The following is a 25,769-nucleotide window of genomic DNA, read 5'->3' as shown; positions in this document are numbered from 1 at the left end:
TTACCCCGGGGCCCCGGTGCGCGGCGGGGCGGTGGACGCCCGGGCCATCAGCTCGGACCGCACCATCGCCACCCCGCCCGGCGGCTGCGGCTCGCGTCCGAGGGCCAGGCGCCCGGCGCGGGCACCGGCCTCGTGGAGGGGCAGCCGGACCGTGGTGAGCGCCGGGACCGCGTCCGCGCTGAACGGCAGGTCGTCGAAGCCCGCGACCGAGACGTCCTCGGGGATCCGCAGCCCCTGGTCGCGCAGCGCCGCGCAGACGCCGAGCGCGATGGTGTCGTTGGCGGCCACGACCGCCGTCAGGGAGTCGTCGCGGCGCAGCAGTTCCAGCGTGGCGTCGTAGCCGGAGGAGCGGTCGTACAGCCCGTGGACGGTCAGCCGGTCCGCCCCCTCCCCGAGGCCCGCCGCGGACAGGGCCGCGCGGTGGCCGTCCAGCCGGTCGCGGGTCGTGGTGCGCTCCGCGGGGCCCGCCACATAGCCGATCCGGCGGTGGCCGAGGGTCAGCAGGTGCTCGGTCAGCCGCCGGGCGCCGCCGCGGTTGTCGAAGGTGAGGGTGACCGCGTCCTCGATCGGGGGCCGGCCGCACAGCACGACACGGGTGCCCGACGCGGCCAGGCGGGACGCCTTGGCGGCCACGGCGGCCATGTGGTCGGGGTGTTCGACCGCGCCGCCGGTGAGCACGACCGCGGCGGCGCGCTGCCGCTGCAGCAGGGTGAGGTAGGTGAGCTCGCGCTCCGGGGAGCCGCCGGTGTTGCAGATGACGGCGAGCTTCTCGCCGCCCCGCCCGGGCTCCGCGCCGGCGGCCGGCGCCCCCATCTCGGACTGCACGGCACCGGCGATGATCCCGAAGAACGGGTCGGCGATGTCGTTGACGAGGACGCCGACCAGATCGGAGGTGGCGGCGGCGAGCGCGCTCGCCGGGCCGTTGACCACGTACTCCAGCTCGTCCACCGCGCGCAGCACCCGGGCCCGGGTCGACTCCGCGACCGGGTAGTTGCCGCTCAGGACGCGCGACACCGTGGCCGCCGAGACCCGTGCCCGTGCCGCCACATCGGCCAGGGTCACTGCCATGTTTCCTCCGTCGGATGGTCACCTGGTGCTGCGCCGCGTGCGCCGTTCGGTCCACGCCCATGCTCTCACTGGTCGGAGAGGGTGCCGGAGACGGTGCGGGAGACGGATGCGATTGTGCTCTCCCAGGTCTTGTCCGGTCATCAGGACCATGTCTAGGGTCCTGGTCAGCAAGCGCTTTCCGTCGGCGAGGAGCCCCGCCCATGGCCGCAGCCCCCACCCGTTTCCGTGCCGCAGTCGTCGGCACCGGTGCCATCGTCTCCGGCAGCCATCTGCCCGCGCTGCGCGCGTCGTCCGACCGCGTGGAGCTGGTCGCGGCGGTCGACGTGGACGAGGAGCGCCTGGCGGCCTTCCGCGCCCTGGCCGCCGAGCCGGACGAGACGGGCCCCGGATTCACCGTGTCCGGCTACACCGACCTGGCGGCCATGCTCGACGCCGAGCGCCCCGACCTGGTCCTCATCGGCACCCCGCCCTCCCTCCACCGGGACCAGACCGTGGCGGCCCTGCGCGCCGGCGCCTGGGTGCTCTGCGAGAAGCCGCTGTGCCTCACGCTCGCCGAGTACGACGAGATCGCGGCGGCCGAGAACCCCGACGGCGGCCCGTACGCGTCCGTCGTCTTCCAGCACCGCTACGGCTCGGGCGCCGTCCACGCCCGCGACCTGCTGACCGGCGGAGCGCTGGGCGCGCCCCTGGTCGCCCACTGCCAGACCACCTGGTACCGCGACACCGCCTACTACGCGGTGCCCTGGCGCGGCCGCTGGGCCAGCGAGGGCGGCGGCCCCTCCATGGGCCACGGCATCCACCAGATGGACCTGCTGCTCCACCTCCTCGGTGACTGGACCGAGATCCGGGGCATGGCCGGGCGGCTGGTCCACGACGTGGAGAGCGAGGACGTCTCCACCGCGCTCGTCCGCTTCGCGAACGGCGCCATGGCCACCGTCGTCAACAGCGTGCTGTCCCCGGACGAGGTCAGCCGGATCCGCGTCGACTGCGCCGACGCCACCGTCGAACTGACCCATCTGTACGGGCACACCAATGACGACTGGGTCTACACCCCCGCCCCGCACACCCGCGAGGCCGCCGACCGCGTCGCCCACTGGCGCACCCCCGCCGCCGACCTGCCCAGCTCGCACGCGGCCCAGCTGAGCGTGCTCCTCGACGCGATGCGGGACGGCGCACGCCCCCCGGGCAGCGGGCCGGACGCCCGCCGCACCCTCGAGTTCATCGCCGCGCTGTACAAGTCGGCCTTCACCGGGCGGCCCGTCCACGCGGGCGAGATAGCGCCCGGCGACCCGTACTACGAGGCCATGCACGGCGGCCACCCCGACTGGGCGCCCGCCACCGTCACCGCCGCCACCCCCGCTACTGCCACCGCCGCCACGTCCGCCAAGGAGCAGTGAGAATGACTGAGCCGATCACCGTCACCCATACCCACGGCGAGCGCGTCACGGTCGCCTCCGGCGGAGTCGAGCTGCTGGCTTACGTCTACCAGCCGGACGCCGACCCGTTCGAGTCGCTCAAGCCCTACACCCACCCGCTGCGCACCCTGGCCGGCAACCAGGTCTCCGGCTACCGCCCCAACGACCACCGCTGGCACAAGGGCCTCCAGATGACCGCGAGCCATCTGTCCGGGCAGAACTTCTGGGGCGGCAACAGCTACCTCGGCCTCGAGCAGGGCTACCAGCGGGTCGAGGAGCGGGTCGGCTCGATGCGCCACGACGGCTTCGAGGAGTTCACGGTCACCGCCGACCGGCTGCGCTTCACCGAGAAGCTGACCTGGGTCCCGCATCCCTCCGAACAACACAGCAGTTGCCAGGAGTGGGCGCGGGAGCTGCGCACCGTCGAGGTGCACTCCGTGGAGCCCGCCGAGGGCACCTGGGCCCTCGACTGGTCCATCCGCCTCACCAACATCCGCGGCGAGGAGCTGCGCTTCGGCTCCCCGACCACCGCGGGCCGCGAGATGGCCGGCTACACGGGGCTGAACTGGCGCGGCCCCCGCGACTTCACCGGCGGCGACGTGTTCGGCCCGGGCGGGCGCGGCGGCCGGGGCGAGGCGGGCGCCTCCGACCTGATGGGCACCCCGGCCGCCGAGGCGCCCTGGATCGCCTTCACCGCCGAGCACGACGACGTGGACGGCCACTCGACCCTGCTGTTCGCCCACGCCCCGGAGAACACCGACGCGGTGCACGCCTCCCACTGGTTCGTGCGCTCCGAGCCCATCCCCTCGGTCGCGTTCTCCTGGGCGTTCTTCGAGGAGTTCGCGCTGCCCCCGGGCGAGAGCTTCGCGTACCGCTACCGCGTGGTGGTCGCGGACGGCGCCTGGGACCGGGACCGCGCCGAGACCTACCTCAAGTCCCACGGGTGGTGAGCGGGCGATGAGCGGCATCACCGACCCGCTGCCGGGCGGGGTGGGGCTGTCCCACATCAGCGCGTACGAGTGGGAGGCCGCCGACGGCGTGTGCGGCGGCAGCCCCCACCTCCACCTGGCCTGCACCGAGGCGTACGTGGTCACGGGCGGGCGCGGCGCCGTGCAGACCCTGACCGTCGAGGACGGCTACGCCGAAACGCCGCTGGAGCCGGGCGCGGTGGTGTGGTTCTCGCCCGGCACGGTGCACCGCATGGTGCAGGGCGGCGGGCTGAAGGTGACCGTGCTGATGCAGAACAGCGGGCTGCCCGAGGCGGGCGACGCCGTGTTCACCTTCCCCGCTCAGGTGCTGGCCGACCCCGAGGCGTACGCCGCGGCCGCCGCCCTGCCCGCCAGGGAGGGGCCCGAGGCCGAGGCCGCCGCGCGGCGCCGCCGGGACCTGGCGGTCACCGGCTATCTGGAGCTGCGCGCGGCCCTGGAGCGGGGCGACGACGGCCCGCTGCGCGCCTTCCACGAGGCCGCGGTGCGGCTGGTCGGGCCCAAGGTCGCCGCGTGGGAGCCGCGCTGGCGGGCCGGTGCGCTCGCCGCGGCCGAGCGCACCGGTGAGCACCTGGCGGCCCTCGCGGCCGGCGACCCGGCCCATCTGGCCCGGGCCCGCGTCCGCGCCGCCGGGCCCACCCGGCACGGCGGCTTCGGCATGTGCGGCCGCCGCGAGGAGTACGAACTCCCCGGCGTCACCGTGCCCTACTACGGCGAATGACGCCCCCACTACCGACGCCACCACCACCGCGACCACCCCCGACATCCCCACCACGGCGAACAGGCGCGTGACCGAACCGCCGGCCACCACATTTCGGAAAGACCAGAAGGGAGGCTGGCCACAGCATGCTTCGAAACAGGACGAGGGTGTCCTGCGCCCTGGCCCTCACCTTCACCCTCTGCGCGGCCCTCACCGGGTGCGGCGGAGGTGAAGGAGGCGGCTCGGGCGGCAAGGTCACCCTGCGCTTCACCTGGTGGGGCAACCCGGACCGGGCGGCCCGCACGGAAGCGGCCATCAAGCTCTTCGAGAAGAAGAACCCGGCCATCCGCATCAGCACCTCCTTCGCCGGCTTCGACGCGTACAAGCAGAAGCTCGCCACCCAGGCGGCGGGCGGCGACGCGCCCGATGTGATGCAGCTCGACTACCGGATGATCAACCAGTACGCGGACGGCGGGGTGCTGCTCGACCTGGGCCGGCACAAGGAGCTGCGCACCTCCGAGATGGACAAGGGGCTGCTGGCCACCGGCGTGGTGAACGACAGGCAGTACGCGATCCCGGTGGCGCGTGGCTCGGAGACCGTGGTGTACGACTCCGTCCTGTGGCGCAAGGCGGGCGTGCCCGAGCCGAAGCTCGGCTGGACCTGGGACGACTGGGCGGACGCCATGCGCAAGCTGTCCCGGTCCAAGGCCGTCGAGGACGCCGGGCGGGTGGGCGGCACCGACCCGGGCCAGAGCGAGGACGTCTTCGAGATCTGGCTGCGCGGCCAGGGCAAGGTCCTCTACACCGACGACTACCGGCTCGGCTTCACGGCGGACGACCTGGCGCGCTACTGGGAGTGGTGCTCCGGGCTCCGCAAGGAGGGCGCGGTCAGCCCCGCCGAGCAGACCACCCAGATGGACGGCTCGGTGGAGAACACCCCGCTCGGCCGGCTGAAGGCCGTCTCCGACTTCAACTGGGACGCCCCCGCCAGCGGCTTCCCGGCCATCGTCGGGGAGGGCGTCAAGCTCGCGCCGATGCCGGCCGGCGAGGACGGCACACCCGGCCAGTACTACAAGCCGTCGATGTTCTTCGGGGCGTCCGCGAAGACCGGCCACCCCAAGGAGGCCGCCCGGTTCATCGACTTCCTGCTGAACGACCCGGAGGCGGGAGCCATCCTCGGCAACACCCGCGGCATCCCCGCCAACGACTCCATCCGCAAGGCCGTCACCCCCAAGCTGGAGGGGTTCGACGTGGTGGTGTCCACCTACCAGAAGCAGTTCGAGGGCAAGCTCAAGGACCCGCCGCCCGCGCCGCCGAAGGGCGACGCGTCCCTGCAGACCACCTTCAGCCGCGACTACGACCAGGTGTCCTTCGAGCGGATGTCGCCGCGTGAGGCGGCCGAGAACTACGTCACCGAGGCGAAGGCGGAGCTGAGGCAATGACCGCGACCGCGACCCGCCCCCAGCCGGCCCCCGCGAGCGCCGGCCGGACCGGCAAGCGCCCCCCGAAGCGCGAGCGCGAGGGCGCCGCCTGGGTGTTCCTGTCCCCGTGGGTGCTCGGCGCCTGCGTGCTGACGCTGCTGCCCATGGCCGTCTCGCTGTACCTGTCGTTCACCAACTACGACATGTTCAACGACCCCAGCTGGGTCGGCTTCCGCAACTACGTCCAGATGTTCACCGAGGACCCCCGCTTCTGGCGGTCGGTCACCTCGACCCTCACCTACGTCGTGATCGCGGTCCCGCTCCAGCTCGCGCTGGCCCTCGCGGTCGCGATCGCGCTGAAGTCCGTCAAGCGCGGCAAGGGCTTCTACCGCTCCGCGTTCTACGCCCCCTCGCTGCTCGGCGCGTCCATGAGCGTCGCCCTGGTCTGGCGGGCGATCTTCAACGACGGCGGCACCGTGGACAATCTGCTGTCCTGGTTCGGCCTGGACATCGGCGGCTGGGTCAACAAGCCCGGCTGGGCGCTGGTGGCGGTCGCGCTGCTCACGGTGTGGCAGTTCGGCGCCCCCATGGTGATCTTCCTGGCCGGGCTGCAGCAGATACCCGGCGAGCTGTACGAGGCGGCGGCCATGGACGGGGCCGGGTGGTGGCGGCAGTTCCGCTCCATCACCCTGCCGATGCTGTCCCCGGTGCTCTTCTTCAACCTGGTGCTGCAGACCATCCAGGCGTTCCAGGTCTTCACCCCGGCCTTCGCGGTCAGCGGGGGCAAGGGCGGACCCGCGGACTCCACCCTCTTCTACACCCTCTACCTCTACGACCGCGGCTTCACCGCCTCCCACATGGGCTACGCCTCGGCCATGGCCTGGGTGCTGCTGGTGGCCATCGGCATCGTCACCGCGGTGCTCTTCCGCACCTCCCGCTCCTGGGTCTTCTACGCCAACGACGACAACGAGGGGGCCCGATGACCACCGTGGACACCACCCGCGCGGTGGCGACCGGCCGCGCGGCGGGCGGTCGACGCCCGCGCCCCGCCCGGATCGCCCTGCACGCCGTCCTGATCGCCGTGCTGCTGGTGATGCTCTACCCGCTGGCCTGGCTGATCGCGACCTCCTTCAAGCCGGCCGACGAGGTGATCGCCAGCCTCAAGCTGCTGCCCAGCCACCTCGAGTGGAGCAACTACTCCACCGCGCTGGACGGCGTGAACGAGGTCAGCGTCGGCCGGCTGCTGTGGAACTCGCTGCTCATCGCGGGCGGCGCGGTGCTCGGCAACGTCATCAGCTGCTCACTCGCCGCGTACGCCTTCGCGCGGCTGCGGTTCCGGATGCGCGGCCCGCTGTTCGCCTTCATGATCGCGACGATCATGCTGCCGCACCACGCGGTGCTGATCCCGCAGTACATCGTCTTCAACCAGCTCGGCATGGTGAACACGTACTGGCCGATGATCCTGCCGAAGTTCCTGGCCACCGACGCCTTCTTCGTCTTCCTCATCGTGCAGTTCATGCGCTCGCTGCCGCGCGAGCTGGAGGAGGCGGCGCGGATCGACGGCTGCGGCCCCTTCCGCTCCTTCTTCAGCGTCATCCTGCCGCTGACCAGGCCCGCCCTGATCACCACGGCGATCTTCACCTTCATCTGGACCTGGAACGACTTCTTCACGCAGCTCATCTATCTCTTCGAGCCGGAGAAGTTCACCCTCACCCTGGCCCTGCGGTCCTTCGTGGACGCCTCCAGCCAGTCGGCCTTCGGCCCGATGTTCGCCATGTCGGTCTTCGCGCTGCTGCCGATCGTGCTGTTCTTCCTCGCCTTCCAGCGGTTCCTGGTGGAGGGCATGGCCAACTCCGGACTGAAGGGCTGACCCGCCGTGCCGCAGGCCACCACCCGGGAGCCGGGGGAACTCGTCGGCCCCCGCTTCGCCCTCTTCTCCGACGTGCTGCTGCTGGGCCTCGCCACCACCGTCGCCTGCCTGCCGGTGCTCACCGCGCCCGCCGCGATGTCCACCGCCTGCGCCGTGCTGGACCGGCGGGTCCGCCACGACCGGACGATCACCGTCGGGGGCTACTTCCGGGCCCTGCGCGCCCGGCTGCGCACCGGCGACCTGGCGGCCGGGGCCGCCGTCGTCGCGGGCGGCGCGCTGCTGCTGTTCAACGCGCTGGTGGCCGGGGCCGGCCTGCCGGGCGCGGCGGTCTTCCGCCCCGCCCTGCTGGTCGCCGGCGCCCTGCTGGCCGTCGTCCTGCTGCGCGCCTGCGCCCGCCCGGAGTCGGCCACCGGCTGGCGCGAGGCGGCGCGCGCGGCGGCGTACGAGACGGTGCGCGCGCCGCGCGGCAGCGCGGTCCTGCTGCTGGCCGTGGCCACCGCCGCGGTCTGCGCCTGGGCCTACCCGCCGCTGGCCCTCCTCGTCCCCGGCCCGCTGGCCCTGGCCGCGCGGGCCGTAGACCACGCGGGGACCACGGCCCCGGCCGCCGCGGCCGCCCCGGCCGTCCCGGCCGACGACGCCGCCCCGGCTGCCCTGGCCGTCCCCGCCACCGCGGCCACCTCTGCCACCACCCCGGCCGTCCCCGCCGCCTCTGCGTACTCCCGAACCACCACGGAGCACCCCTGATGCCCCTGCACCGCCGCCACTTCCTCGCCGGGACCGCCGCCGTCGGCGGGCTGCTCGCCGCCGCGCCCGAGTCCGTCGCGGCACCGGCATCCGCCACCCGGCCCGGGCACGGCCTGCCCAAGGAGCCGGACAAGGACTTCCTGGTCGTCCTCACCAAGGCGGCGGACGGCCGGGTGGCCGAGGTTTTGGCCGGCCGCGCCGCCGCCATCGCCGAGCTGAGAGACCAGGGCAAGGCCCGGGCCGCCGCAGCCTGCGCCTGCTGGCCTCGGTGCACGGCGCCGTTCAATTACCGCCTGACCCTGCGCTGAAGCGCCGACCGCCCCGCGTCCGCTCTCCGACCCCTCACTCCTCTGGCCCCTCACTCCTCTGGCCCCTCACTCCTCTGTACATGGGCGGCCCGGGGCGGCTAGCGTGTGAGGTGTAGAAAGCGCTTGCTATGACTCTGGCGACGTCTGATGAGGACCTCGGTGAGGAGAAGAAAACCGTGACACGCAAGACAGTGCGGATCGCTATGAACGGCGTGACGGGCCGCATGGGCTACCGCCAGCACCTCGTCCGCTCCCTCCTCGCCATCCGCGAACAAGGCGGCCTCGACCTCGGCGACGGCGGCGTGCTGTGGCCCGAACCGGTCCTGGTCGGCCGCCGGGAGCACGCCCTGAAGGCCCTGGCCGAGCGCCACGGCCTGGAGCACTGGTCCACCGACCTGGACGCCGTCCTGGCCGACGACTCGATCGACATCTACTTCGACGCCCAGGTCACCGCCGCCCGCGAGGAGGCCATCAAGAAGGCCGTCGCGGCCGGCAAGCACATCTACACCGAGAAGCCCACCGCCACCGGCCTGGAGGGCGCGCTGGAGCTGGCCCGGCTCGCCGAGGCGGCCGGCGTGAAGCACGGCGTGGTCCAGGACAAGATCTTCCTCCCCGGCCTGCTCAAGCTGAAGCGGCTCATCGACGGGGGCTTCTTCGGCCGGATCCTGTCCGTGCGCGGCGAGTTCGGCTACTGGGTCTTCGAGGGCGACTGGCAGAGCGCCCAGCGCCCCTCGTGGAACTACCGCGCCGAGGACGGCGGCGGCATCGTCGTCGACATGTTCCCCCACTGGGAGTACGTGCTGCACGAGCTGTTCGGCCCCGTACGGACCGTCCAGGCGCACGCCGCCACCCACATCCCGCACCGCTGGGACGAGCAGGGCAAGCCGTACGACGCCACCGCCGACGACGCGGCCTACGGCATCTTCCAGCTCGAAGGCGGCGCCGTCGCCCAGATCAACTCCTCCTGGGCGGTCCGCGTCAACCGCGACGAGCTGGTCGAGTTCCAGGTCGACGGCACCGAGGGCTCGGCCGTCGCGGGGCTGCGCCGCTGCCGCGCCCAGCACCGCTCCGCCACCCCCAAGCCCGTCTGGAACCCCGACCTCCCGCTGACCGAGTCCTTCCGCGACCAGTGGCAGGAGGTCCCCGACAACGAGGAGTTCGACAACGGCTTCAAGGCGCAGTGGGAGCTGTTCCTGCGCCATGTCGTCCTCGACGAGCCCTGGCACTGGGACCTGCTCGCCGGCGCGCGCGGAGTGCAACTCGCCGAGCTGGGCCTCAGGTCGTCGGCCGAGGGCCGCCGCCTGGACGTGCCGGAGCTGAGCCTGTGACCCTCCACCTGCCCGCCGCCGACGGCTCCACCCGCCCGTACGAGCCCCGCACCGAACCCGCGGCCTTCGCCCCCGGCGGCGCGCCGCTCGCCTCCCGCACGGTCTTCTCCGCCGCCCACGTCGTCGCCGACCCGTACGCCGACGTCACCCCCGACAGCCCCGCCGCCGTCGACTGGGACGCCACCCTCGCCTTCCGCCGCCACCTGTGGTCCCACGGGCTCGGCGTCGCCGAGGCCATGGACACCGCCCAGCGCGGCATGGGCCTGGACTGGGCCGGAGCCGCCGAGCTGATCCGCCGCTCGGCGGCCGAGGCCAAGGCGGTCGGCGGCCGCATCGCCTGCGGCGTCGGCACCGACCAGCTGGCCGCCACCGGGATCGGCTATCCGTACGGCCTCGGCCAGGTCAGGGCCGCGTACGAGGAGCAGCTCGCGGTCGTCGAGACGGCGGGCGCCCAGGCCATCCTCATGGCCTCCCGGGCCCTGACCGCCGTGGCCAAGGGCCCCGAGGACTACCTGGAGGTCTACGGCCACCTGCTGCGCCAGACGGCCGAGCCCGTCATCCTGCACTGGCTCGGGCCGATGTTCGACCCGGCCCTGGAGGGCTACTGGGGCTCCACCGACCTGGACGCCGCCACCCGCACCTTCCTCGACGTGATCGCCGCCCACCCCGACAAGGTCGACGGCATCAAGGTCTCCCTCCTCGACGCCCGGCGCGAGGTCGAGCTGCGCCGCCTCCTCCCGGACGGCGTGCGCTGCTACACCGGCGACGACTTCAACTACCCCGAGCTGATCGCGGGCGACGACCGCGGCTTCAGCCACGCCCTCCTCGGCATCTTCGACCCCCTGGGCCCGCTGGCCGCCGAGGCGGTGCGCAGGCTGGACACCGGCGACACGGCCGCCTTCCGCGCGCTGCTCGACCCCACCGTCGAGCTGTCCCGCCACCTCTTCCAGGCCCCGACCCGCTTCTACAAGACCGGCGTCGTCTTCCTGGCCTGGCTGGCCGGCCACCAGTCCCACTTCACGATGGTCGGCGGCCTCCAGTCCGCCCGCTCCCTGCCGCACCTGGCGCGGGCGTACGAACTGGCCGACGGGCTCGGCCTCTTCCCCGACCCGGCGCTGGCCGAGTCGAGGATGAAGACCCTGCTGACGGTGTACGGAGTGGCGCGATGACCGGTGTGCACGGGGACCTCACCCGACTGAGCCTCAACCAGGAAACGATCAAGCAGTGGTCGCTGCCCGAGCTGGCCGAGGGCTGCGTCAAGGCCGGCGTCCCCGGCGTGGGCCTGTGGCGCGCCCCCGTCCAGGAGTACGGCGTGGAGGCGGCCGCCCGGCTGATCCGCGACGCGGGCCTGACGGTCACCTCCCTGTGCCGGGGCGGCTTCTTCACCGCCATCGACCCGGCCGAACGGGCCGCCGCCCTCGCCGACAACCGCGCCGCCATCGACGAGGCCGCCACCCTCGGCACCGACACCCTCATCCTCGTCTCCGGCGGCCTCCCACCCGGCAGCCGCGACCTCTTCGCCGCCCGCGAGCGCATCGCCGACGCCCTCGCCGAACTCGCCCCCTACGCCGCCGACCGAGGCGTCCGCCTCGCCATCGAGCCGCTGCACCCCATGTACGCCTCCGACCGCTGCGTCGTCTCCACCCTCGCCCAGGCCCTCGACCTGGCCGAGCGCTTCCCCGCCGAGCAGGTGGGCGTCGTCGTCGACACCTACCACCTCTGGTGGGACGACACCGTCTCCACCCAGATCACCCGCGCCGGCGCCGGCGGCCGCCTCGCCTCCTTCCAACTCGCCGACTGGATCACCCCCCTCCCCGAGGGCGTCCTCCTCGGCCGCGGCCAACTCGGCGACGGCTCGGTCGATTTCCGCTGGTTCCGGGAGCGGGTCGACGCGACGGGCTTCACCGGGCCGATCGAGGTGGAGATCTTCAACCCGGCCCTGTGGGCGCGGGACGGCGCGGAGGTGCTGGCGGAGGTCGTCGACCGGTACCGGACGCTGGTGCTGTGACGACCGCGCGGGGAGTGTTCGGCGGTGCCGCCGAACGCACCCCGGGGCGGGGCCTCCCGCGAGTCACGCCGCCAGGGCCGTCCGGGCCGCCGCCAGGGCCTGGTCGGCGTAGGGGCGGCCGAAGAGGACCGCGTGGACCAGGAGGGGGAAGAGCTGGTGGAGGGCGATGCGGTCGGGCCAGCCGTCGGCGAGGGGGGTGGTCCGGTGGTAGGCGTCGAGGATGTCGTGGAGGTGGGGGCAGCCGAAGAGGTGGAGCATGGCCAGGTCGGTCTCGCGGTGGCCGCCGTGGGCGGCGGGGTCGATGAGCCAGGCCTGGCCGTCGGCGCCCCACAGCACATTGCCGTTCCACAGGTCGCCGTGGAGCCGGGCGGGCGGCTCGGCGGGGCCGGACAGGGCGGGGAGGAGTTCGCAGACGTGTTCGATGAGGGGGGCCTCGGTGGGGTGCAGCGTGCCCTCGTCGACCGCGCGGCGCAGATACGGGAGCACGCGGTGCTCGGCGTACCAGTGGGGCCAGTCGGGGCCGGGGGTGTTGCGCATCGGGGCGAGGCCGATGTACGCGTCCTCGGGGCCGCCGGGTGGGGGCGCGCCGAAGGCGGGGGCGCCGGCGGCGTGGAGGGCGGCCAGGTCGCGGCCGAAGCGGGCCGCGGCGCGGGCGCTCGGGGCGCCGGTGGGGACCTGTTCGGTCACCAGCCAGTGCGCGTCGTGGCCGAGCACGGCAGGGACCCGGACCGCGTCGGCCTCGGCCAGCCAGAGCAGTCCCGCCGCCTCGGCGCGCGTGGCGCCGGGGTCGGAGCCGCGCTTGACCATCACCACCTGCCCGCCGTCGAGCACGACGTGGGCGGGCCCGCCCGAGGGCGGGCGCTGACCGCTCACCCGGCGCCCGGTGAGGCGGGCCGCGGCCGCCCCCGGGTCCTCGCCGGTGCTGCCTTCGCCTTCGTAACTGGCCGACATCCCCTCAGGCTACGACCTTGTCGAGGGTGGGGTAGTCGGTGTAGCCGGTGGGGCCGCCCACGTACATCAGGTACCGGTCACGGACCGGGTTGACGGGTGCTCCGGTGCGCAGCCGCTCGACCAGGTCGGGGTTGGCGAGGAAGGGCCGGCCGAGGGCGATCAGGTCGGCTCCCGCGGCCAGCATCCGTTCGGCCGCCTCTCGTCCGCCGTCGGCGGGGATCTGCTCCTGGGGCAGGACCGGGTTGCCCATCAGGGTGCCGGGCCAGTCCGCACGGAGGCGCTGGAAGAGGGCGTTGTCGGGGTGGGCGAAGGCGATGTGGAGATAGGCCAGGTTCTTGTCCGCCACCCGGGCGAGGAGCGCCGGGTAGAGCACGTCGGCGTCGGGGTCGGCGATGCCGTTGAAGGTCACGGTGCCCGGCGAGATGCGCAGGCCGACCCGCTCGGGGCCGACCGCCTCGGCGACGGCCTCGACGACCTCGACCACGAACCGGACGCGGTTGTCCACGCTGCCGCCGTACGCGTCGGCGCGCCGGTTGGTGACGGGGGAGAGGAACTGGTGGAGGAGGTGGCCGTTGGCGCTGTGCACCTCGACTCCGGCGAAGCCCGCGTCGAGCGCGCGCCGGGCCGCGGTGGCGAAGTCGCCGATGGTGGTACGGATGTCGTCGAGCGTCATCTCGCGGGGGGTAACCGCCTCCTGGCGGCCGGTCGGGGTGTGGATCGTCTCCGGCAGCGGGATCGGGGACGGGGCGACGGGGACGAGGCCGCTGGTGTCGGGGTGGCCGTTCCGGCCGCCGTGCTGGATCTGGAGGAACATCGGGCCGCCTCCCGCGGCGGCCACCGCCTCGGTGACCTGCCGCCAGCCGGCCACATGGGCGTCGGTGTGGATGGCGGTGATGTTGGGGTAGGTCTGGCCGACCGCGTTGGGGGTGGACGCCTCGGCGATGATCAGCCCCGCGGAGGCGCGCTGGGCGTAGTACTCGGCCATCAGCGGTGTGGGGCTGCCGTCGGCGGCGGCCCGGTTGCGCGTCAGCGGGGCCATGACCAGGCGGTTCGGGAGGTCGAGGGGGCCGAGGCGGGTGGGGGTGAAGAGGCGGGATGTGGTGGCTGTGTTCGTCATGCGGGTACCGTAGAACTTGCCATTGATGTCAGATTCAAGCCCGCCCGGTGTGAGGTGCGTCATGCGGATCGGTGAGTTGGCCCGGCGTACGGGCGTGAGCGAGAGGTCGCTGCGCTACTACGAGCAGCAGGGGCTGCTGGTGGCGCGCCGTACTCCCGGCGGCCACCGGGAGTACGGGGAGGGCGCCGTCGACCGGGTGCTGCGGATCCAGGAGTTGTACGCCGCGGGGCTGTCCAGCTCCCGGATCGGGCAGTTGCTCCCGTGCATGAGGGACGCCGACGGCGGCCCGTCCGAGATCGCCGACGAGCGCCTGGTCACGGACCTCACGGCGGAGCGGGACCGCATCGACCGCATGATCGAGGACCTCCAGCGCTCGCGCGCGGTCCTGGACGAGGTGATCGATACGGCCTCGGGTGGCCTGGCGGCGAAGGGCTGAACCTCCCCGCGCTGCCTTTGCGGTGAGGAAGCGGCCTTTGTGGTGAGGAACTGCCTTTGTGGTGAGTATGGGACACCGACACGCCGACGCCACGGCGTGTCGGTGTCCCATACTCACCGCGGATCCCCGGCCCCGGCCGCCGGCGGCGGCCGGGGCCCGGGCCCGGGTCACCCCACCGGCTGGGCCAGCCGGGCGAAGCCCGAGGTCATCGCGACCGGGACGCGGAAGAAGCCGTCGTCGTGGCTCTGCTCCGTGGCGTGCAGCAGGGCGTCGGTGTCGCCGATGCCGGCCCAGCCGAGCATGTAGCCCAGCAGGGAGGTCCGGCCGGGGGAGCCCGTGAAGAAGCCGTTCTCGCGGGCCCTGGTCAGGACGAGTTCCTGGTACTCGTGGGCCCGAGTGAGCAGCGAGTCGTCGCCGAGGACGCGGGCCGTGGCGATCAGCGACTGGATCACGCCGCTGCTGCCGTGGCAGACCGACAGGTCCACCGGGCGGCCGGGGCGCAGCCGGGTCGCGGCCTCGACGAGGGTCGTCAGCCGCCGTCCGGACAGCTCGTCCGGGCGGCCGGCGGAGAACAGGATCTCGGCGGAGGCCAGCAGCAGGCCGGCGGCGCCGTTGCACCACCCGGCGAACGAGCCTCCCGTGCCGGAGCCGGCCCGTACGGTCAGCCAGTCCGCGGACGCCCGGGCCAGCGCCTCGTCGCCGAGGACCCGGCCGACGCGGGCGCGGGCCCACTGGAGCCCGAGTTCGCCGTGGGCCAGGTCGAACCACGGCGCGGTCCTGGGGGCCCGGAGATGGCCCAGGGCCAGATCGCGCAGCCGGGCGAGCCGGGGTTCGCCGCACAGGGCGGCGGGGTCGTCCCCGGCCTCCAGGCGGGACAGGAGGACCATCAGCAGGCCGGCCGGGCCGTTGCTCAGGTCGGTCTCCAGGTGGCCCGCCGCGGCCCGCGTGTCGACCTCGTCGAGGACGGGCCCGAGCCAGTCGGTCGGCGTCGCCTGCGGCCGGGTGAGCAGCAGGGAGGCGGCGCCGGAGAACACGGACTCCGGGGTCTGCCGCAGGCCCTCGCCGTACTCCGCCAGCAGATCGTCGAGCCCCCGGTCGGCGCGGTGGTGGACGGTCCGGAAGCCGTCGTCGAGGCGGTTGGCCCGGTTGAGGAAGGCCGTGATGCCGCCCATGTCGTGGAACGAGACGAAGTTGCCCGGGGTGATGGTCGCCGCGTCCCGCCCGGGGCCGATGCCGCCCAGCCAGCCGGTCCGCGGACCGTCCGGGGTGTGGAGGGTCACGCCGAGGTCGGCGATCCGCCGCGCGATCTCCGGCCACCACGCCCCCGCGCGGGCGTGCCGCAGCGGCCCGGCGAACACGCTGTGCCGGGACAGGCCGGCGGGGCTGTCCTCGCCGAACACCTCGCTGAAGCACTCCTCGAGGAGGAAGTGGTGGTAGTGGTCGGGCCGGGCGGCGTTCAGGGCGACGCCGCGCCGGGCGTGGTCCAGCGACGAGGTCGTGAACGCCTCGGGGAAGCGCGCCCGCGAGGTGGCCAGGTCGGTGGAGTCCGCCCGTGAACTGAAGTAGGGCACGTTCCCCGTGTGCATGCCGGCGCGCTCCTCGGCGGCGATCCGCTGGGCCAGCTCGGCGGTGAACTGGCCCGAGTTCCCGAGCAGCCCGAACAGCCGCTCGGCCTCCTCGGGCCGGGCGAGGTAGGAGGGGTGCGTCGAGGCGTCCATGAAGCGGCTGTAGACCAGCGTCGCCCGCAGCACATACCGGACGGGCATGTCCCGGTGGGTGTCGAGCAGCGCCGGGATCGCGCCGCCGCGCACGAACTCGAGGGCGTCGGTGTAGCCGGCCAGCACATCCGAGAAATAGTCGGTCGCGGACAGCGGCGCGTCCCCGAGACGCGGCAGGTTGGCGTCCTGCCGGTAGGTGATGGGATCCCGTCCGACGGACATGCCGTCGGTGCCGGGGTCGCGCACCACCGTCTTGGTCATCTTGGAGGGCTGGTCGCCGGCCACGCCCACCCCCGCCATGAGGAAGTCGACGGGGGAGGCCGGGCTCATCGAGGGGACGAGCATCGTGGAGACGACCGACAGCTTGGTGTGATTGATCAGCAGGTGCGGAAGCGTGTCGTTCTCCACGCCCGCGTCCGGCCGCAGGATGGTCTCGGTGTCGATGACGCACGGATTCTCGCCGCGGGCCAGCAGGTTCTCGTCGTGGAGGTCGGAGGCCCCGATGGCGGAGAGGATCGCGCACAGCGCGCCGAACCGGTAGAAGTACCGGGCCGGCTGGTCCGGCGAGGTCATCGGCTCCGACGGGACGAACTGCTGCCAGCCGTGGGACCCCGAGGTCACCGAGACGGGCAGGCACTCGCGCAGCGAGAAGCTGAGGTACGGGTCGGCGGCCGCGTACAGGTCCCGTACGAAACCGTCCGTCGCCAGGGCCCGCGGCTTGAAGACCAGCTTGGTGCCGCTGGTCAGCCGCACCCCGACCACCTGGCGGTTGTCGTTGTGCGGGTCGGAGCCGGTGAGGAAGACGTCCTCGATCAGCTCCCCGGCCGCCGCCGTGCGCGGCGTCAGACCGGCGGCGCGCAGCGCCTCCTGGTCCGCCGTGTACGCGCAGAACATGTCGGTGTACGCGTCGAGCGAGTTGTCCAGCAGGGTGGACAGCCGCTGCCGCAGCACCGGGTAGGCGTCGGCGATGCGCCGGCAGGTGCCGGGCGCGCCGAGATGCCTCCGGAACCGTTGCAGCGCCTCGTCGCCGTCGGCCGTCATGGGCAGCCCGAGGCCCTCGCGGAAGGTGTGGAACTCGCCGATCAGCGTCCGGAAGGAGTGGCCCTCGACGGCGGTCAGCAGCTCGCCCCAGATGGTGTCCACCACCGCCTCGTGGCGTTCGGGGCGCGTGGCCGGGGCCATCACCTCCCGCAGCGCCGCGACCACGGAACTCCTGGGCACGAGGTGCTGATAGAACGGGAGGAAGGCGGGGAGGGCGACGTCCGGGTCACAGATCGGGCCCTCCGGGCCGATCGCGTTCTCCCAGGCCGCCTTCTCCCGCCCCGCCACCAGGGCATCGGGGTCACCGTCCGCGTAGAGCTTCATGTAGACCGAACCTCCGTTCAGCAATTCCTCGTGACTGCCCTGCTCGACGACGCGTCCACCGTCGAGCACGTAAATGCGGTCGGCCGCTTTGATGGTCGCCAGTCGGTGGGCGATGATGATCTGTGTCGCCCCGATGTCCTGGATGATGTCCGTGACGCGCCGCTCGTTGATGGTGTCCAGCGAGGCCGTCGCCTCGTCGAGGACGAGGATCGAGGGCCGCTGGAGCAGGGTCCGGACGATGGCGAGCCGCTGCCGCTGACCGCCGGAGAAGTTCGCGCCCATTTCCGAGATCAGCGTGTTGAGCCCCATGGGAAGGTCCTCGAGGAAGTCGAGGATTCCCACGCTCTCGCAGAATTCACGCACCTGTTCCTCGGGGATGTCCTGCCCCATCGTCAGGTTCTCGAGGATCGTGCGGTTGTGCAGATGCACTTCCTGGGGGATGTATCCGATGGAGCGGCGCAGCGAGTCCTTGTCGTATTCGCTCATGTCCCGCCCGCCGAACTCGATGGTGCCCCGCGTCGGTTCGTACAGCCCGCAGATGATCCGGCCCAGGGTGGACTTGCCGGATCCCGAGGGGCCGACGAGGGCGACCTTGGCCCCGGCCGGAATGTCGATCGAGACGTCGCTGAGGACCGGTTCGCTGTGGCGGGTGTACTGGAAGCCGACGTCGGTCAGGCGGATGGAGGTCGAGGGCAGCTGCTTGAGGTCGCCGCCGCGGTCCTCCGAGGGCGTCTCGGCGATGTCGTTGAGGCGCGCCATGTAGCGGGACGCCTCCGCGAATTCGGTGCAGGTCTGGAACACCGAGGTCGACAGCGCGAAATAGGTGCCGGACACCGTCTGCACCGCCATGGCCTGGCCCAGGGAGATCTGCCCGTGGCCGACGAGATACAGGCTCGACAGCAGCAGGATCAGCGGGCCGAACATCTGGGTGGTGGCGGTCAGGCCCGTGATGCGGCCCTGTTGCAGCCGCATGCGGTCCTTCATCGCCTGGAGCGACGAGGCGTACACCTTGCTCCAGCTCGCGAGGAACTCGGCGGCATATCCGCCCATTTTGATGGTGGGCACCGAGACGATCGCGTCCAGCTGGGCCGACTGGCTCTTGCTCAGGTGGGTCATCTCCGCGTCCACGGACTCCAGCACCCGGATGCGGGTCTTCACCAGATACAGGGCGTTGGCCAGGGAAAGGGCCGCCGCTATCAGGCCGAGGCGCCATTCGGCGATCAGCAGATAACCGCTCACGCACAACAGCGTCCCGACGTCCAGCACGCCCTGAGCCACACGCGAGGACAGCAGATCCCTGATCACGTTGACGCTGTTGAGCCGGAACAGAAGCTCGCCGGGTTGTCGCGTCGTGAAGAACTTGTACGGGAGGGAGAGCAGCTTGGAGAACGTCTGGATCATCAGGTGCTCGCCCATCATCGCCACCACGGACGAGAGGACGGCGACTCTGAGCAGATACAGCGCGAAGTAGCCGATGGCCACGGCGACGATGACGGAAAGGACCGTGGCCAGGTCGTCCAGGCCGCCCCAGCGGACGTACCGGTCGACCGCCCATTCCGTCAGCATCGGTATGCCGAGGGTGCCCCCGTATCCGCCGAGCGACAGAAGACCGACCAGCGCGATGCGCCTGCGCGAGCCCTTCGCGAAGAGCGGGATGCCGCGCCAGTCCGCCATGAACTTCCGGGGCGTCCGCTCGAAGTCCGGGCCGGGCTCGGCGGACACCGCGATGCCGCTGAAGGAGGCCTCCAGCTCCTTCCTGCCGAGGCGCCGCCGCCCGAGCGCCGGGTCCATGATGACCGCGGTGTGGCCGTCGAACCGCTCGAGGACCACGAAGTGGTAGTCCTCCCAGTAGAGGATCACCGGTGAGGTGAACTTCGCGAGGGCCGCCACGTCCTTGACGCGGAAGAGCTTCGCCTCCATGCCGCGCTCCCGCAGGAAGCGGGCGAGCTGAGTGGCGCTGAGGCCGTCCCGGCCGGCCTCCATGACCTGCCGCGCGGTGGAGATCTCCTCCGCGCGCCCGTGGTAGCGCAGGACCGCGACACAGCAGCACAGGCCGCATTCGGTCTGGGCCACCTGCGTGATCGTCGGTACCCGCCGGGGTTGGGCGGACCGACGGTTGATGAGGTTCCACGTCATGTCATCGGCCCTCCGCTGTCGGACCGGGTCGGTACGGAGCTACGGGGGACAGCGCGACGGGGGACAGCGCGACGGGGGACAGCCGAACGGACGGATCCAGGCGGTTGACGAGGTGGATCACCATCCCGGCGGTCCCGACCAGGAGGCTGTTGGTGTGCGCGTACCGGCTCCGGGTGTCACCGGCCTTGCGGGTGAACACCTCGGCGCGCAGCCACGTCCGCTCGACCTCCTCGACCTCGGCGCGCAGCGAGTGGTCGGCGCTCGCGACGGCGCGGAGGATGTCGTGGTTGCCGAGGTCGCCGTGGCACCAGGTCAGGTTCCGCCCGAAGCCACGGCGGATCATGTTGCCCACGGCCACCTTCCGCATGGGCTCCGCCGACTCGTCTCCGGACACCGCGCCGTACGCCGTGAGGGCGAGGGCGATGCCGGCCGAGCCGTGGCACCAGCCGGTGGGGAAGGACCAGGGGGTGGCCACGTTGGAGTACCAGTCGCCCTCGGCGGGGTCGTAGAAGTCCCGCAACCGGCCGATCAGGCGGGACAGCGCGGCCTCGACGGCCCTTCGCGGACGCCCGGACAGGCGCGGGTGGACCCGGCTCAGCGCGTGGATGACGCCGCTGACCCCGTGTCCGAAGCCGGACTGGTCGAGTACGGGGTGGTGGGCGCCCGGCCGCAGGGCGTCCGTGAGCATGTCCGTCAGCGCGGCGGCCGACTCGTCGGCGTACGGGCCGCCGATCGCCGTCACACAGGACAGGACGCCCGCGAGCCCGCTGATGACGTCCAGGGGCAGGTCGGCCGCCGGTCGGCCGTTCACGGGGTCGAGCACGTCGGGTATCGCCTGCTGGGCGGCGCGGACCCAACCGGGCTGTCCGAGCAGCCTGCCCGCCGTCGCCAGAGCGAACAGCGTGCCGGCCGATCCGGAGTACGCGGAGAAGGGCGCCGCCCGCCGCGTGTCCGCGGTGCCGGACAGGGGACCGGACGGGGACTCGGACAGGGACGCGGACGGCGGCTCGGACGGGGGCTCGGACAGGCCCTCCGCGATGGCCGAGAAGATCTGTCCGGCCAGGTCACGGTAGGCGGGGTGGTCCAGGACGCGGCCGGCCGCCGCCAGGGCCAGCGCCGGGCCGACCCTCCCGGTGTACAGGTCGTATCCGAGCACCGCGGGCGGCCACGGCCGGTTGGCCTGCGCGGAGGCCAGCGGACCGATCCAGGTGTGGGGGAGGTGGGCGTACCGGTCGGGCAGGGCCGAGGCGACCATGGTGTCGCACAGCCGGGTCACCACCCCGGCGAGCGTGTCGCCCGCCGCCCCGCTACGCCGCCCGCTCGTACGCCGCCCGCTCGCCGCGCCGCCGGACAGCGGGAGGCCGATGCCGTCCGCCGAGGCCAGGTGGTCGTCGGGGAAGCGGCAGGAGAAGGCGGAGTGGATGAGCCTGAGCTGCTCGCCCAGCTCGAACTCGGTCAGGGCGGCGACCTTCGCCGCGGCCGCGTCGATCGGGGAGACCGGCAGCACGGCCCCGACCTCGGTCCCCTCGCCGTCCATGAGGGCCACGTCCGACGCGCCGACGGTGAAGTAGGGGACGTCCCGCCCCGCGAGCTGCCGCAGCTCGGAACGGACGATCGCGCGCGCGGCGGGCCGGCTGGCCATGGCCACCCGCTTCAGCGCCGCCAGATAGGACGCGCGGTCGTTCATGGCCCGGGCGCTCGAGGCCGTGCGCAGCGTCTGCGCGTACACCGCCGTCGGGTTGTGGAGGTAGCGCACGCACGCGCCGGCCGCCGCCCCGCGCACCAGCGCCGTCCAGCGCTCCCTGTCCGACATCACCGCGCGGCACACCCGGACGAATCCGGACGCCATCCGCTCGCCCAGCGCGTGGACCTCGTCCTGGCTCAGCGTCCCCACGACCGTCCGCCGCTCCTCCGCCGCCTGCCTGCCCAGCGTCAGACGCACCTCGTCGGTGAACGGAGCCTCGAACCGCACGGACGTGAACGGCGACTCGCCGCCGCCCTGCTCGCCGAGGAAGCCGAGGTCCACATAGCCGGAGTCCTCGTCCCGGCCGGCCATGAGGAGGGGCAGGATCCCGATGCCGTAGACCGACTGTGTGAGCCTGTGATGGGCGTTGTCCGGCGTCTCCTCGGGGGCGCCGGGGTGGAGCCGGGCGGGCTGGAGGATCGTCTCCAGGTCGATCGGCACCGGGCCGCGGCGCGTGGCCACGACGTTCTCGAAGTGCATGTCCTGCGCGTTGAGCAGGTACAGCACGGCGGCGAGCTCGCCGCTGGCCGCCATGAACCGCGCGGAGATGTCGGCGACGTCCTCCGCCGCCACGTACTCCACATATCCGTAGCCGGGCCGCTCCAGGACCTCGGCGGCGACGAGCGAGGTGCCCAGCCAGTCGTTGGCCTCGCGGGCGATGACGGCGTACGCGGCCTCGCAGGACACGTCCCGCGGCTTGTAGGCCAGCTTCCTACCGGACCCGAACTCCAGGACGGACACGCTGCGGCCCTGGTGGTGGGCGTCGCCGTCGGCGAACCCGCAGGAGACGACCGGGTCCGCCGGGCCGATGCCGAAGGCGGCGGCGATCGCCTCCCGGTCGGCCGAGAGCCGCAGGCACAGCTCCCGGAAGTTGTGGGCCTCGTAGGCCAGTACGACGCGCGTGACATCACGCAGCACGGGGAACGACAGCCCGCTCAGTGCCTCGAAGGAATGACGGAACGACTGGTCGACGAAATACCGGTACCGCTCGGCCGGGTCCGCGCCCACGAGCCGGCCCTGGCGGCGGGCGTGGTTGACCGCGGCGACCAGCGGCCTGGTGTACACCTCGCGCAGTCGGGCCTCGGCACGTGCCAGTAATTGCCACAGCGCGGCCCGGGGATCGGCGAACAGCGGCGCGAACGGCGCGACCGGGTCGGGGTCGGCGAGCGTCGCGGCGGCGTTCCTGATGATCTTCTGGAACGGATAGTGCTCGGGGGCCGCGCACCACTGAGCCACCGTGGCGTGGGTGGTGGCGCCGGTGGACCCGGCAGCGTCGGCGGATACGGCGGCCCGGGGGCCCTTCCGGCCTCGGAACACTCCGAGGGTCTGGGCGTCGAATCGCGCCAGCGGCGCGATGAGGTCCGCGATCTGAGCTGCGCTCAGTTCCGGATAGTACGGGGCTGAGGTCTTCACGACTCGTGTTACTCCATCTCCATGGGGACGCGGCGGAGTCCGGTGGGCGGGGCGGAACCGGGGGCCCGTACGAGGGCCCCCGTTCCACCGCGCCGCGCTACGCGCTCACCGGACCCGCCGCCCGGCGCTCAGCACCTGCTGGTGCACTTGGTGGTCGGGCAGACCGCCGCGGAGACCCCGACGGCGATGCTGGTGACGGCGGCGGTGAGGCCGATCGCGGCGCAGACGGGTCCGGTGCCGCCGTGGACGTCCGCCTCGCTCAGTTCGACGAGCTCGGCCTCGTCCCACGCGCCGAGAACGTCCGTGTCCTTCTGCATGACTATCCCTTTCCCTGGTAATACATCAGTTGCAGTTCGGCTGGCATTCCTTGGTGAGGGTGCAGAAAATTCCGTACCCCCCACCCCCGAAGTACTGGCTGATGCGGTGAGCGAGGTCGATCGTGCCGCCGTGCTGCGCGACGTCGTGGAAGTCCTGCTCCGCGAGTTCTTCCACGAGGGAAAGGTCTCCCTCGAATTCCGAGTTCATCTTCTCTCCTTGGTTCGGTTGCATGCGGGTGCCGACAGCCCCGTTGTTCCGGCGTCCCGTGAATTCATTCTGGGAAACCGTTGTTGGCCGGCCGCACCGCGAAGAGCGGGGTTCGCGCACAGGCCGTGCATACGGCCCGCACATCCGGCGTCGGCCCGCCGGCGTCAGGGCTCAGGCGGCCGGTCTCGGGCGTCAGGGCTCAGGCGGCGGACGCGGACGTGGACGTGGACGCGGGCGCCGGCGCCGGCGCCTGCGCCGCGACGAGGCGGCGGGCCTCCTGGCGGTCCCAGTTCAGCGCCGCGGCCCGCATCGCCGCGACGTTCGGCGGCAGGTCGAGCCCCAGGTCGTCGGCGAACAGCCGCCGGCAGCGCCCGATGACGTCCAGGGCGCCGGCCGCGTCGCCGTTGATGCAGTGCACCGCGGACAGCAGCTCCCAAAAGCGCTGCCGGTAGGGCGCCTCGGCGATGGCGCTCTCGATCCGGTAGGCGAGCGTCTCGGTGCGGTCGGCCAGGACGGCGGCGGTGAACAGGTCCTGGTACGCGTCGAAGCGCGCGCTGTTGAGCCCGGCGGCATGGGCGGCGAACCACCGGGTGGGCGGCAGGCTCGGGCCGAACGGGCCGCGCCACAGCGCCACCGTCTTCTCCAGTGCCGCGACCGCCCGGTCCGCGTCACCGCGCAGCAGCAGGCTCCGCCCGTGCCGCGCGGACACCATGAACATCGGCACGTCGAACTCCTCGGGGGCGACCTCCAGCGCGTAGCCGCTCCGGCTGCCGCGGCAGGTCCGCACCCGCCGGCTCAGACCCGGCTCGATGCCGTCGAGGTCACGCCGCAGCGCCGTGAGGTGGCTGCGGATGTTCGCCGCGGCGGAGGCGGGCGGATCGTCCCACAGCAATTCGGTGAATTCCGCGACGGTGATGGCCTGCCCGGCGCGGAGCAGGAGGGCGGTGAGAATCGCTCGCCGCAGCGGCGAGGCCGGTTCGGTTCCGCCGAGGACTTCCATGGGGCCGAGCACCCTGAAGAGCAGACGCGGTTCCGCTGCCCACTCGATTTTCATGGCTGTTTTTGTGGCCGACATTTTTGTTCTCCCCGTTTTCCGGCTCGTCGAGACCGAGCAGGGCAGGCGGTGATGTCGGGCGATTGCCGACAACAAAATGCCTACCAAGGCGGGCCGGGGGTAACAATGGATCCGCGGCGTCCCGGACAGTCCGCCGCCGTCCGGGTCCGGCCGGCGCTGTCCGGCCTGGTCACAGGGGTGCGCGGCGGGTGTCCCGGACGCCGGGGGACACCCGCCGCGCGAACGCGGACGCGGACCCGGACGCCGGGGGACACCGCCGCGCGGGCCCGGACGGCGAGGGGCGGTCTACCAGGTGCCCGTCGCCAGCTCGGCGACCACCGCCGCGTGGTCGGAGGGCCAGACGCCGTCCACGGGGCCGTCGCCCGCGCGGCGTACGGAACGGACATGGCCGAGGCCGTCGGGGCCGGGCGGGCCGACGTGGATGTAGTCGATGCGGGTGCTCGGCTCGAAGGTCTTGGCGACGTGCGGGTTCGCGGTGTCCCAGGTGGCCCAGGGCGCGGCCGGGTCGGCGTACTCCCAGGCGTCGTAGAGGACCTGCCCGGGGACGGCGGGGGCCGTGCGGTAGCCGCCGAGCAGCCGTATCTCGTCGGAGTCGGGCCAGGCGTTGTAGTCGCCGGTGGCCACCGGAGGGAAGGGGGTGCCGCCGCGGTGGTCCGCGATGAAGCGGGCCAGGGCGGCGACCTGCGCGCAGCGCACCGCCGACTCGTGAGGGTCGGCGTTGAGGTGGGTGGTGAAGAACGGCACCCGGTGTCCGGGGGCGTCCACCAGGGCGTACAGCGCCAGCCGCCCGTCGTCCGCGCCGCCCCCGGCGGGCAGCCGGGCCACGGACCGCTCGGCGATGGGCCAGCGGCTGAGCACGGCGTTGCCGAAGTCGATGGTCGGGTCCCCGATGCGGCGCTGCCACTTCTGGGGGGAGTCGGAGGCGGCCCAGGTCCAGTGCATGTCGAGCCGTTCCGCGAGCCAGCCCGCCAGGTTCTCCTCGCCGTCCGCCCACACCTCCTGCAGACCGACCACATCGGGCCGCACCGCGCGCAGGACCGCGAGGATCGCCTCCCGGCGCCGCTCCCACGGGCCGAACCGCCACCACACGTTCCACGTCATCACCCGCATCCGCCGCTCCCGCCTCTCGGGGTGATCACCACTGCCCCGACCCTATGCGGCGCGGCGCGCCGATCAAGCGGTATGGCGTGGAACCGCCGCCGGATCACGGATCGATAACTCGCGACAAGCGTGCAACCCTTCCGGCCCGCCGTGGGTCGTACCGGGCACCAGGCTTCCTGGGGGAGGATTCCGGGGGAGAAATCCGGGGGGATTTCGAGGGAATCCGGGGGAGAAGAGGAAGCCTCGCGGAGGGGGAAGCGAGGGGCCCGGCCGATGGACCGGGCCCCTCGAAATATCTCGCTGTCGCCCTGCTCAGAACGTCGCCCTGCTTCGGAACGTC

At 72.7% G+C, this 25,769-nt stretch carries 21 protein-coding genes; 12 read left to right on the top strand and 9 right to left on the bottom strand.

Annotated features, from left to right (window positions below; translation table 11 throughout):
- Positions 1 to 1,068: a LacI family DNA-binding transcriptional regulator gene (locus tag BBH68_RS06270; protein WP_065959539.1), complete on the bottom strand. Its 1,068-nt coding sequence runs from the start codon at positions 1,066 to 1,068 to the stop codon at positions 1 to 3.
- A gap of 200 nt (positions 1,069 to 1,268) precedes the next feature.
- Between BBH68_RS06270 and BBH68_RS06265 the strand changes: the two genes are divergently transcribed.
- The 11 genes from BBH68_RS06265 to BBH68_RS06215 all read left to right on the top strand — a co-directional run bounded on the left by BBH68_RS06265 (position 1,269) and on the right by BBH68_RS06215 (position 11,848).
- Positions 1,269 to 2,465, top strand: a complete 1,197-nt coding sequence (locus BBH68_RS06265; RefSeq protein ID WP_065959538.1) for a Gfo/Idh/MocA family protein — start codon at positions 1,269 to 1,271, stop codon at positions 2,463 to 2,465.
- 2 nt (positions 2,466 to 2,467) lie between these two features.
- A complete protein-coding gene (locus BBH68_RS06260) occupies positions 2,468 to 3,433 on the top strand; it encodes a DUF6807 domain-containing protein (protein WP_065959535.1) in 966 nt (321 codons plus the stop codon).
- Between the two features lie 7 nt (positions 3,434 to 3,440).
- Entirely contained in the window at positions 3,441 to 4,190 is a 750-nt protein-coding gene (locus BBH68_RS06255; RefSeq protein ID WP_065959533.1) for a cupin domain-containing protein, read from the top strand.
- A gap of 125 nt (positions 4,191 to 4,315) precedes the next feature.
- A complete protein-coding gene (locus BBH68_RS06250; protein ID WP_065959531.1) occupies positions 4,316 to 5,611 on the top strand; it encodes an ABC transporter substrate-binding protein in 1,296 nt (431 codons plus the stop codon).
- The gene (locus tag BBH68_RS06245) at positions 5,608 to 6,573 is read left to right on the top strand and encodes a carbohydrate ABC transporter permease (protein ID WP_065959530.1); all 966 of its coding nucleotides are present in this window, start codon (positions 5,608 to 5,610) and stop codon (positions 6,571 to 6,573) included. The genes BBH68_RS06250 and BBH68_RS06245 overlap by 4 nt, the downstream gene beginning before the upstream one ends.
- A complete protein-coding gene (locus BBH68_RS06240) occupies positions 6,570 to 7,460 on the top strand; it encodes a carbohydrate ABC transporter permease (RefSeq protein WP_425428779.1) in 891 nt (296 codons plus the stop codon). The genes BBH68_RS06245 and BBH68_RS06240 overlap by 4 nt, the downstream gene beginning before the upstream one ends.
- Before the next feature lie 6 nt (positions 7,461 to 7,466).
- Positions 7,467 to 8,204: a hypothetical protein gene (locus BBH68_RS06235; RefSeq protein ID WP_342673117.1), complete on the top strand. Its 738-nt coding sequence runs from the start codon at positions 7,467 to 7,469 to the stop codon at positions 8,202 to 8,204.
- Positions 8,204 to 8,512 (top strand): twin-arginine translocation signal domain-containing protein, encoded by a 309-nt coding sequence (locus BBH68_RS06230; RefSeq protein WP_065959528.1) that lies wholly within the window; start codon positions 8,204 to 8,206, stop codon positions 8,510 to 8,512. Before BBH68_RS06235 ends, BBH68_RS06230 begins: the two co-directional genes overlap by 1 nt.
- A 176-nt stretch (positions 8,513 to 8,688) precedes the next feature.
- The gene (locus BBH68_RS06225; protein WP_065959527.1) at positions 8,689 to 9,840 is read left to right on the top strand and encodes a Gfo/Idh/MocA family protein; all 1,152 of its coding nucleotides are present in this window, start codon (positions 8,689 to 8,691) and stop codon (positions 9,838 to 9,840) included.
- Positions 9,837 to 11,009, top strand: a complete 1,173-nt coding sequence (locus BBH68_RS06220) for a dihydrodipicolinate synthase family protein (RefSeq protein WP_065959526.1) — start codon at positions 9,837 to 9,839, stop codon at positions 11,007 to 11,009. The genes BBH68_RS06225 and BBH68_RS06220 overlap by 4 nt, the downstream gene beginning before the upstream one ends.
- Complete coding sequence (locus BBH68_RS06215; protein ID WP_065959525.1) at positions 11,006 to 11,848, top strand: sugar phosphate isomerase/epimerase family protein; 843 nt, start codon at positions 11,006 to 11,008, stop codon at positions 11,846 to 11,848. Before BBH68_RS06220 ends, BBH68_RS06215 begins: the two co-directional genes overlap by 4 nt.
- Positions 11,849 to 11,911: 63 nt before the next feature.
- Here the strand turns inward: BBH68_RS06215 and BBH68_RS06210 are convergent, their stop codons facing one another.
- On the bottom strand, positions 11,912 to 12,799 hold the full coding sequence (locus BBH68_RS06210; RefSeq protein WP_065959524.1) for a fructosamine kinase family protein: 888 nt from the start codon (positions 12,797 to 12,799) through the stop codon (positions 11,912 to 11,914).
- 4 nt (positions 12,800 to 12,803) lie between these two features.
- Entirely contained in the window at positions 12,804 to 13,916 is a 1,113-nt protein-coding gene (locus BBH68_RS06205) for an alkene reductase (protein ID WP_065959523.1), read from the bottom strand.
- A gap of 61 nt (positions 13,917 to 13,977) precedes the next feature.
- Here BBH68_RS06205 and BBH68_RS06200 point away from each other — a divergent pair, with 61 nt between their 5' ends.
- Positions 13,978 to 14,352 (top strand): MerR family transcriptional regulator, encoded by a 375-nt coding sequence (locus BBH68_RS06200; protein ID WP_065959521.1) that lies wholly within the window; start codon positions 13,978 to 13,980, stop codon positions 14,350 to 14,352.
- Positions 14,353 to 14,519: 167 nt separating this feature from the next.
- Here BBH68_RS06200 and lanM read toward each other — a convergent pair whose 3' ends face one another.
- The 6 genes from lanM to BBH68_RS06170 form a co-directional block, all read right to left on the bottom strand.
- Positions 14,520 to 19,571: a type 2 lanthipeptide synthetase LanM gene (gene lanM / locus BBH68_RS41815; protein WP_158080403.1), complete on the bottom strand. Its 5,052-nt coding sequence runs from the start codon at positions 19,569 to 19,571 to the stop codon at positions 14,520 to 14,522.
- Between the two features lies 1 nt (position 19,572).
- Positions 19,573 to 22,728, bottom strand: coding sequence for a type 2 lanthipeptide synthetase LanM family protein (locus BBH68_RS06190; RefSeq protein ID WP_065959520.1), 3,156 nt, complete (start codon positions 22,726 to 22,728; stop codon positions 19,573 to 19,575).
- Between the two features lie 128 nt (positions 22,729 to 22,856).
- The gene (locus tag BBH68_RS06185; protein WP_065959519.1) at positions 22,857 to 23,045 is read right to left on the bottom strand and encodes a class II lanthipeptide, LchA2/BrtA2 family; all 189 of its coding nucleotides are present in this window, start codon (positions 23,043 to 23,045) and stop codon (positions 22,857 to 22,859) included.
- A gap of 25 nt (positions 23,046 to 23,070) precedes the next feature.
- On the bottom strand, positions 23,071 to 23,253 hold the full coding sequence (locus tag BBH68_RS06180; protein ID WP_065959517.1) for a plantaricin C family lantibiotic: 183 nt from the start codon (positions 23,251 to 23,253) through the stop codon (positions 23,071 to 23,073).
- Positions 23,254 to 23,452: 199 nt separating this feature from the next.
- Positions 23,453 to 24,307 carry an AfsR/SARP family transcriptional regulator gene (locus tag BBH68_RS06175; protein WP_245737916.1) on the bottom strand — a complete coding sequence of 285 codons (855 nt, stop codon included), beginning with the start codon at positions 24,305 to 24,307 and terminating at the stop codon, positions 23,453 to 23,455.
- Between the two features lie 306 nt (positions 24,308 to 24,613).
- Complete coding sequence (locus tag BBH68_RS06170) at positions 24,614 to 25,438, bottom strand: endonuclease/exonuclease/phosphatase family protein (protein WP_065959513.1); 825 nt, start codon at positions 25,436 to 25,438, stop codon at positions 24,614 to 24,616.
- Positions 25,439 to 25,769: the final 331 nt, after the last annotated feature.

This window comes from Streptomyces sparsogenes (assembly GCF_001704635.1).
GTDB lineage: Bacteria > Actinomycetota > Actinomycetes > Streptomycetales > Streptomycetaceae > Streptomyces > Streptomyces sparsogenes.
The sequence above is the reverse complement of the archived record's forward strand: the minus strand, read 5'-3'. Positions and strand labels throughout refer to the sequence as shown.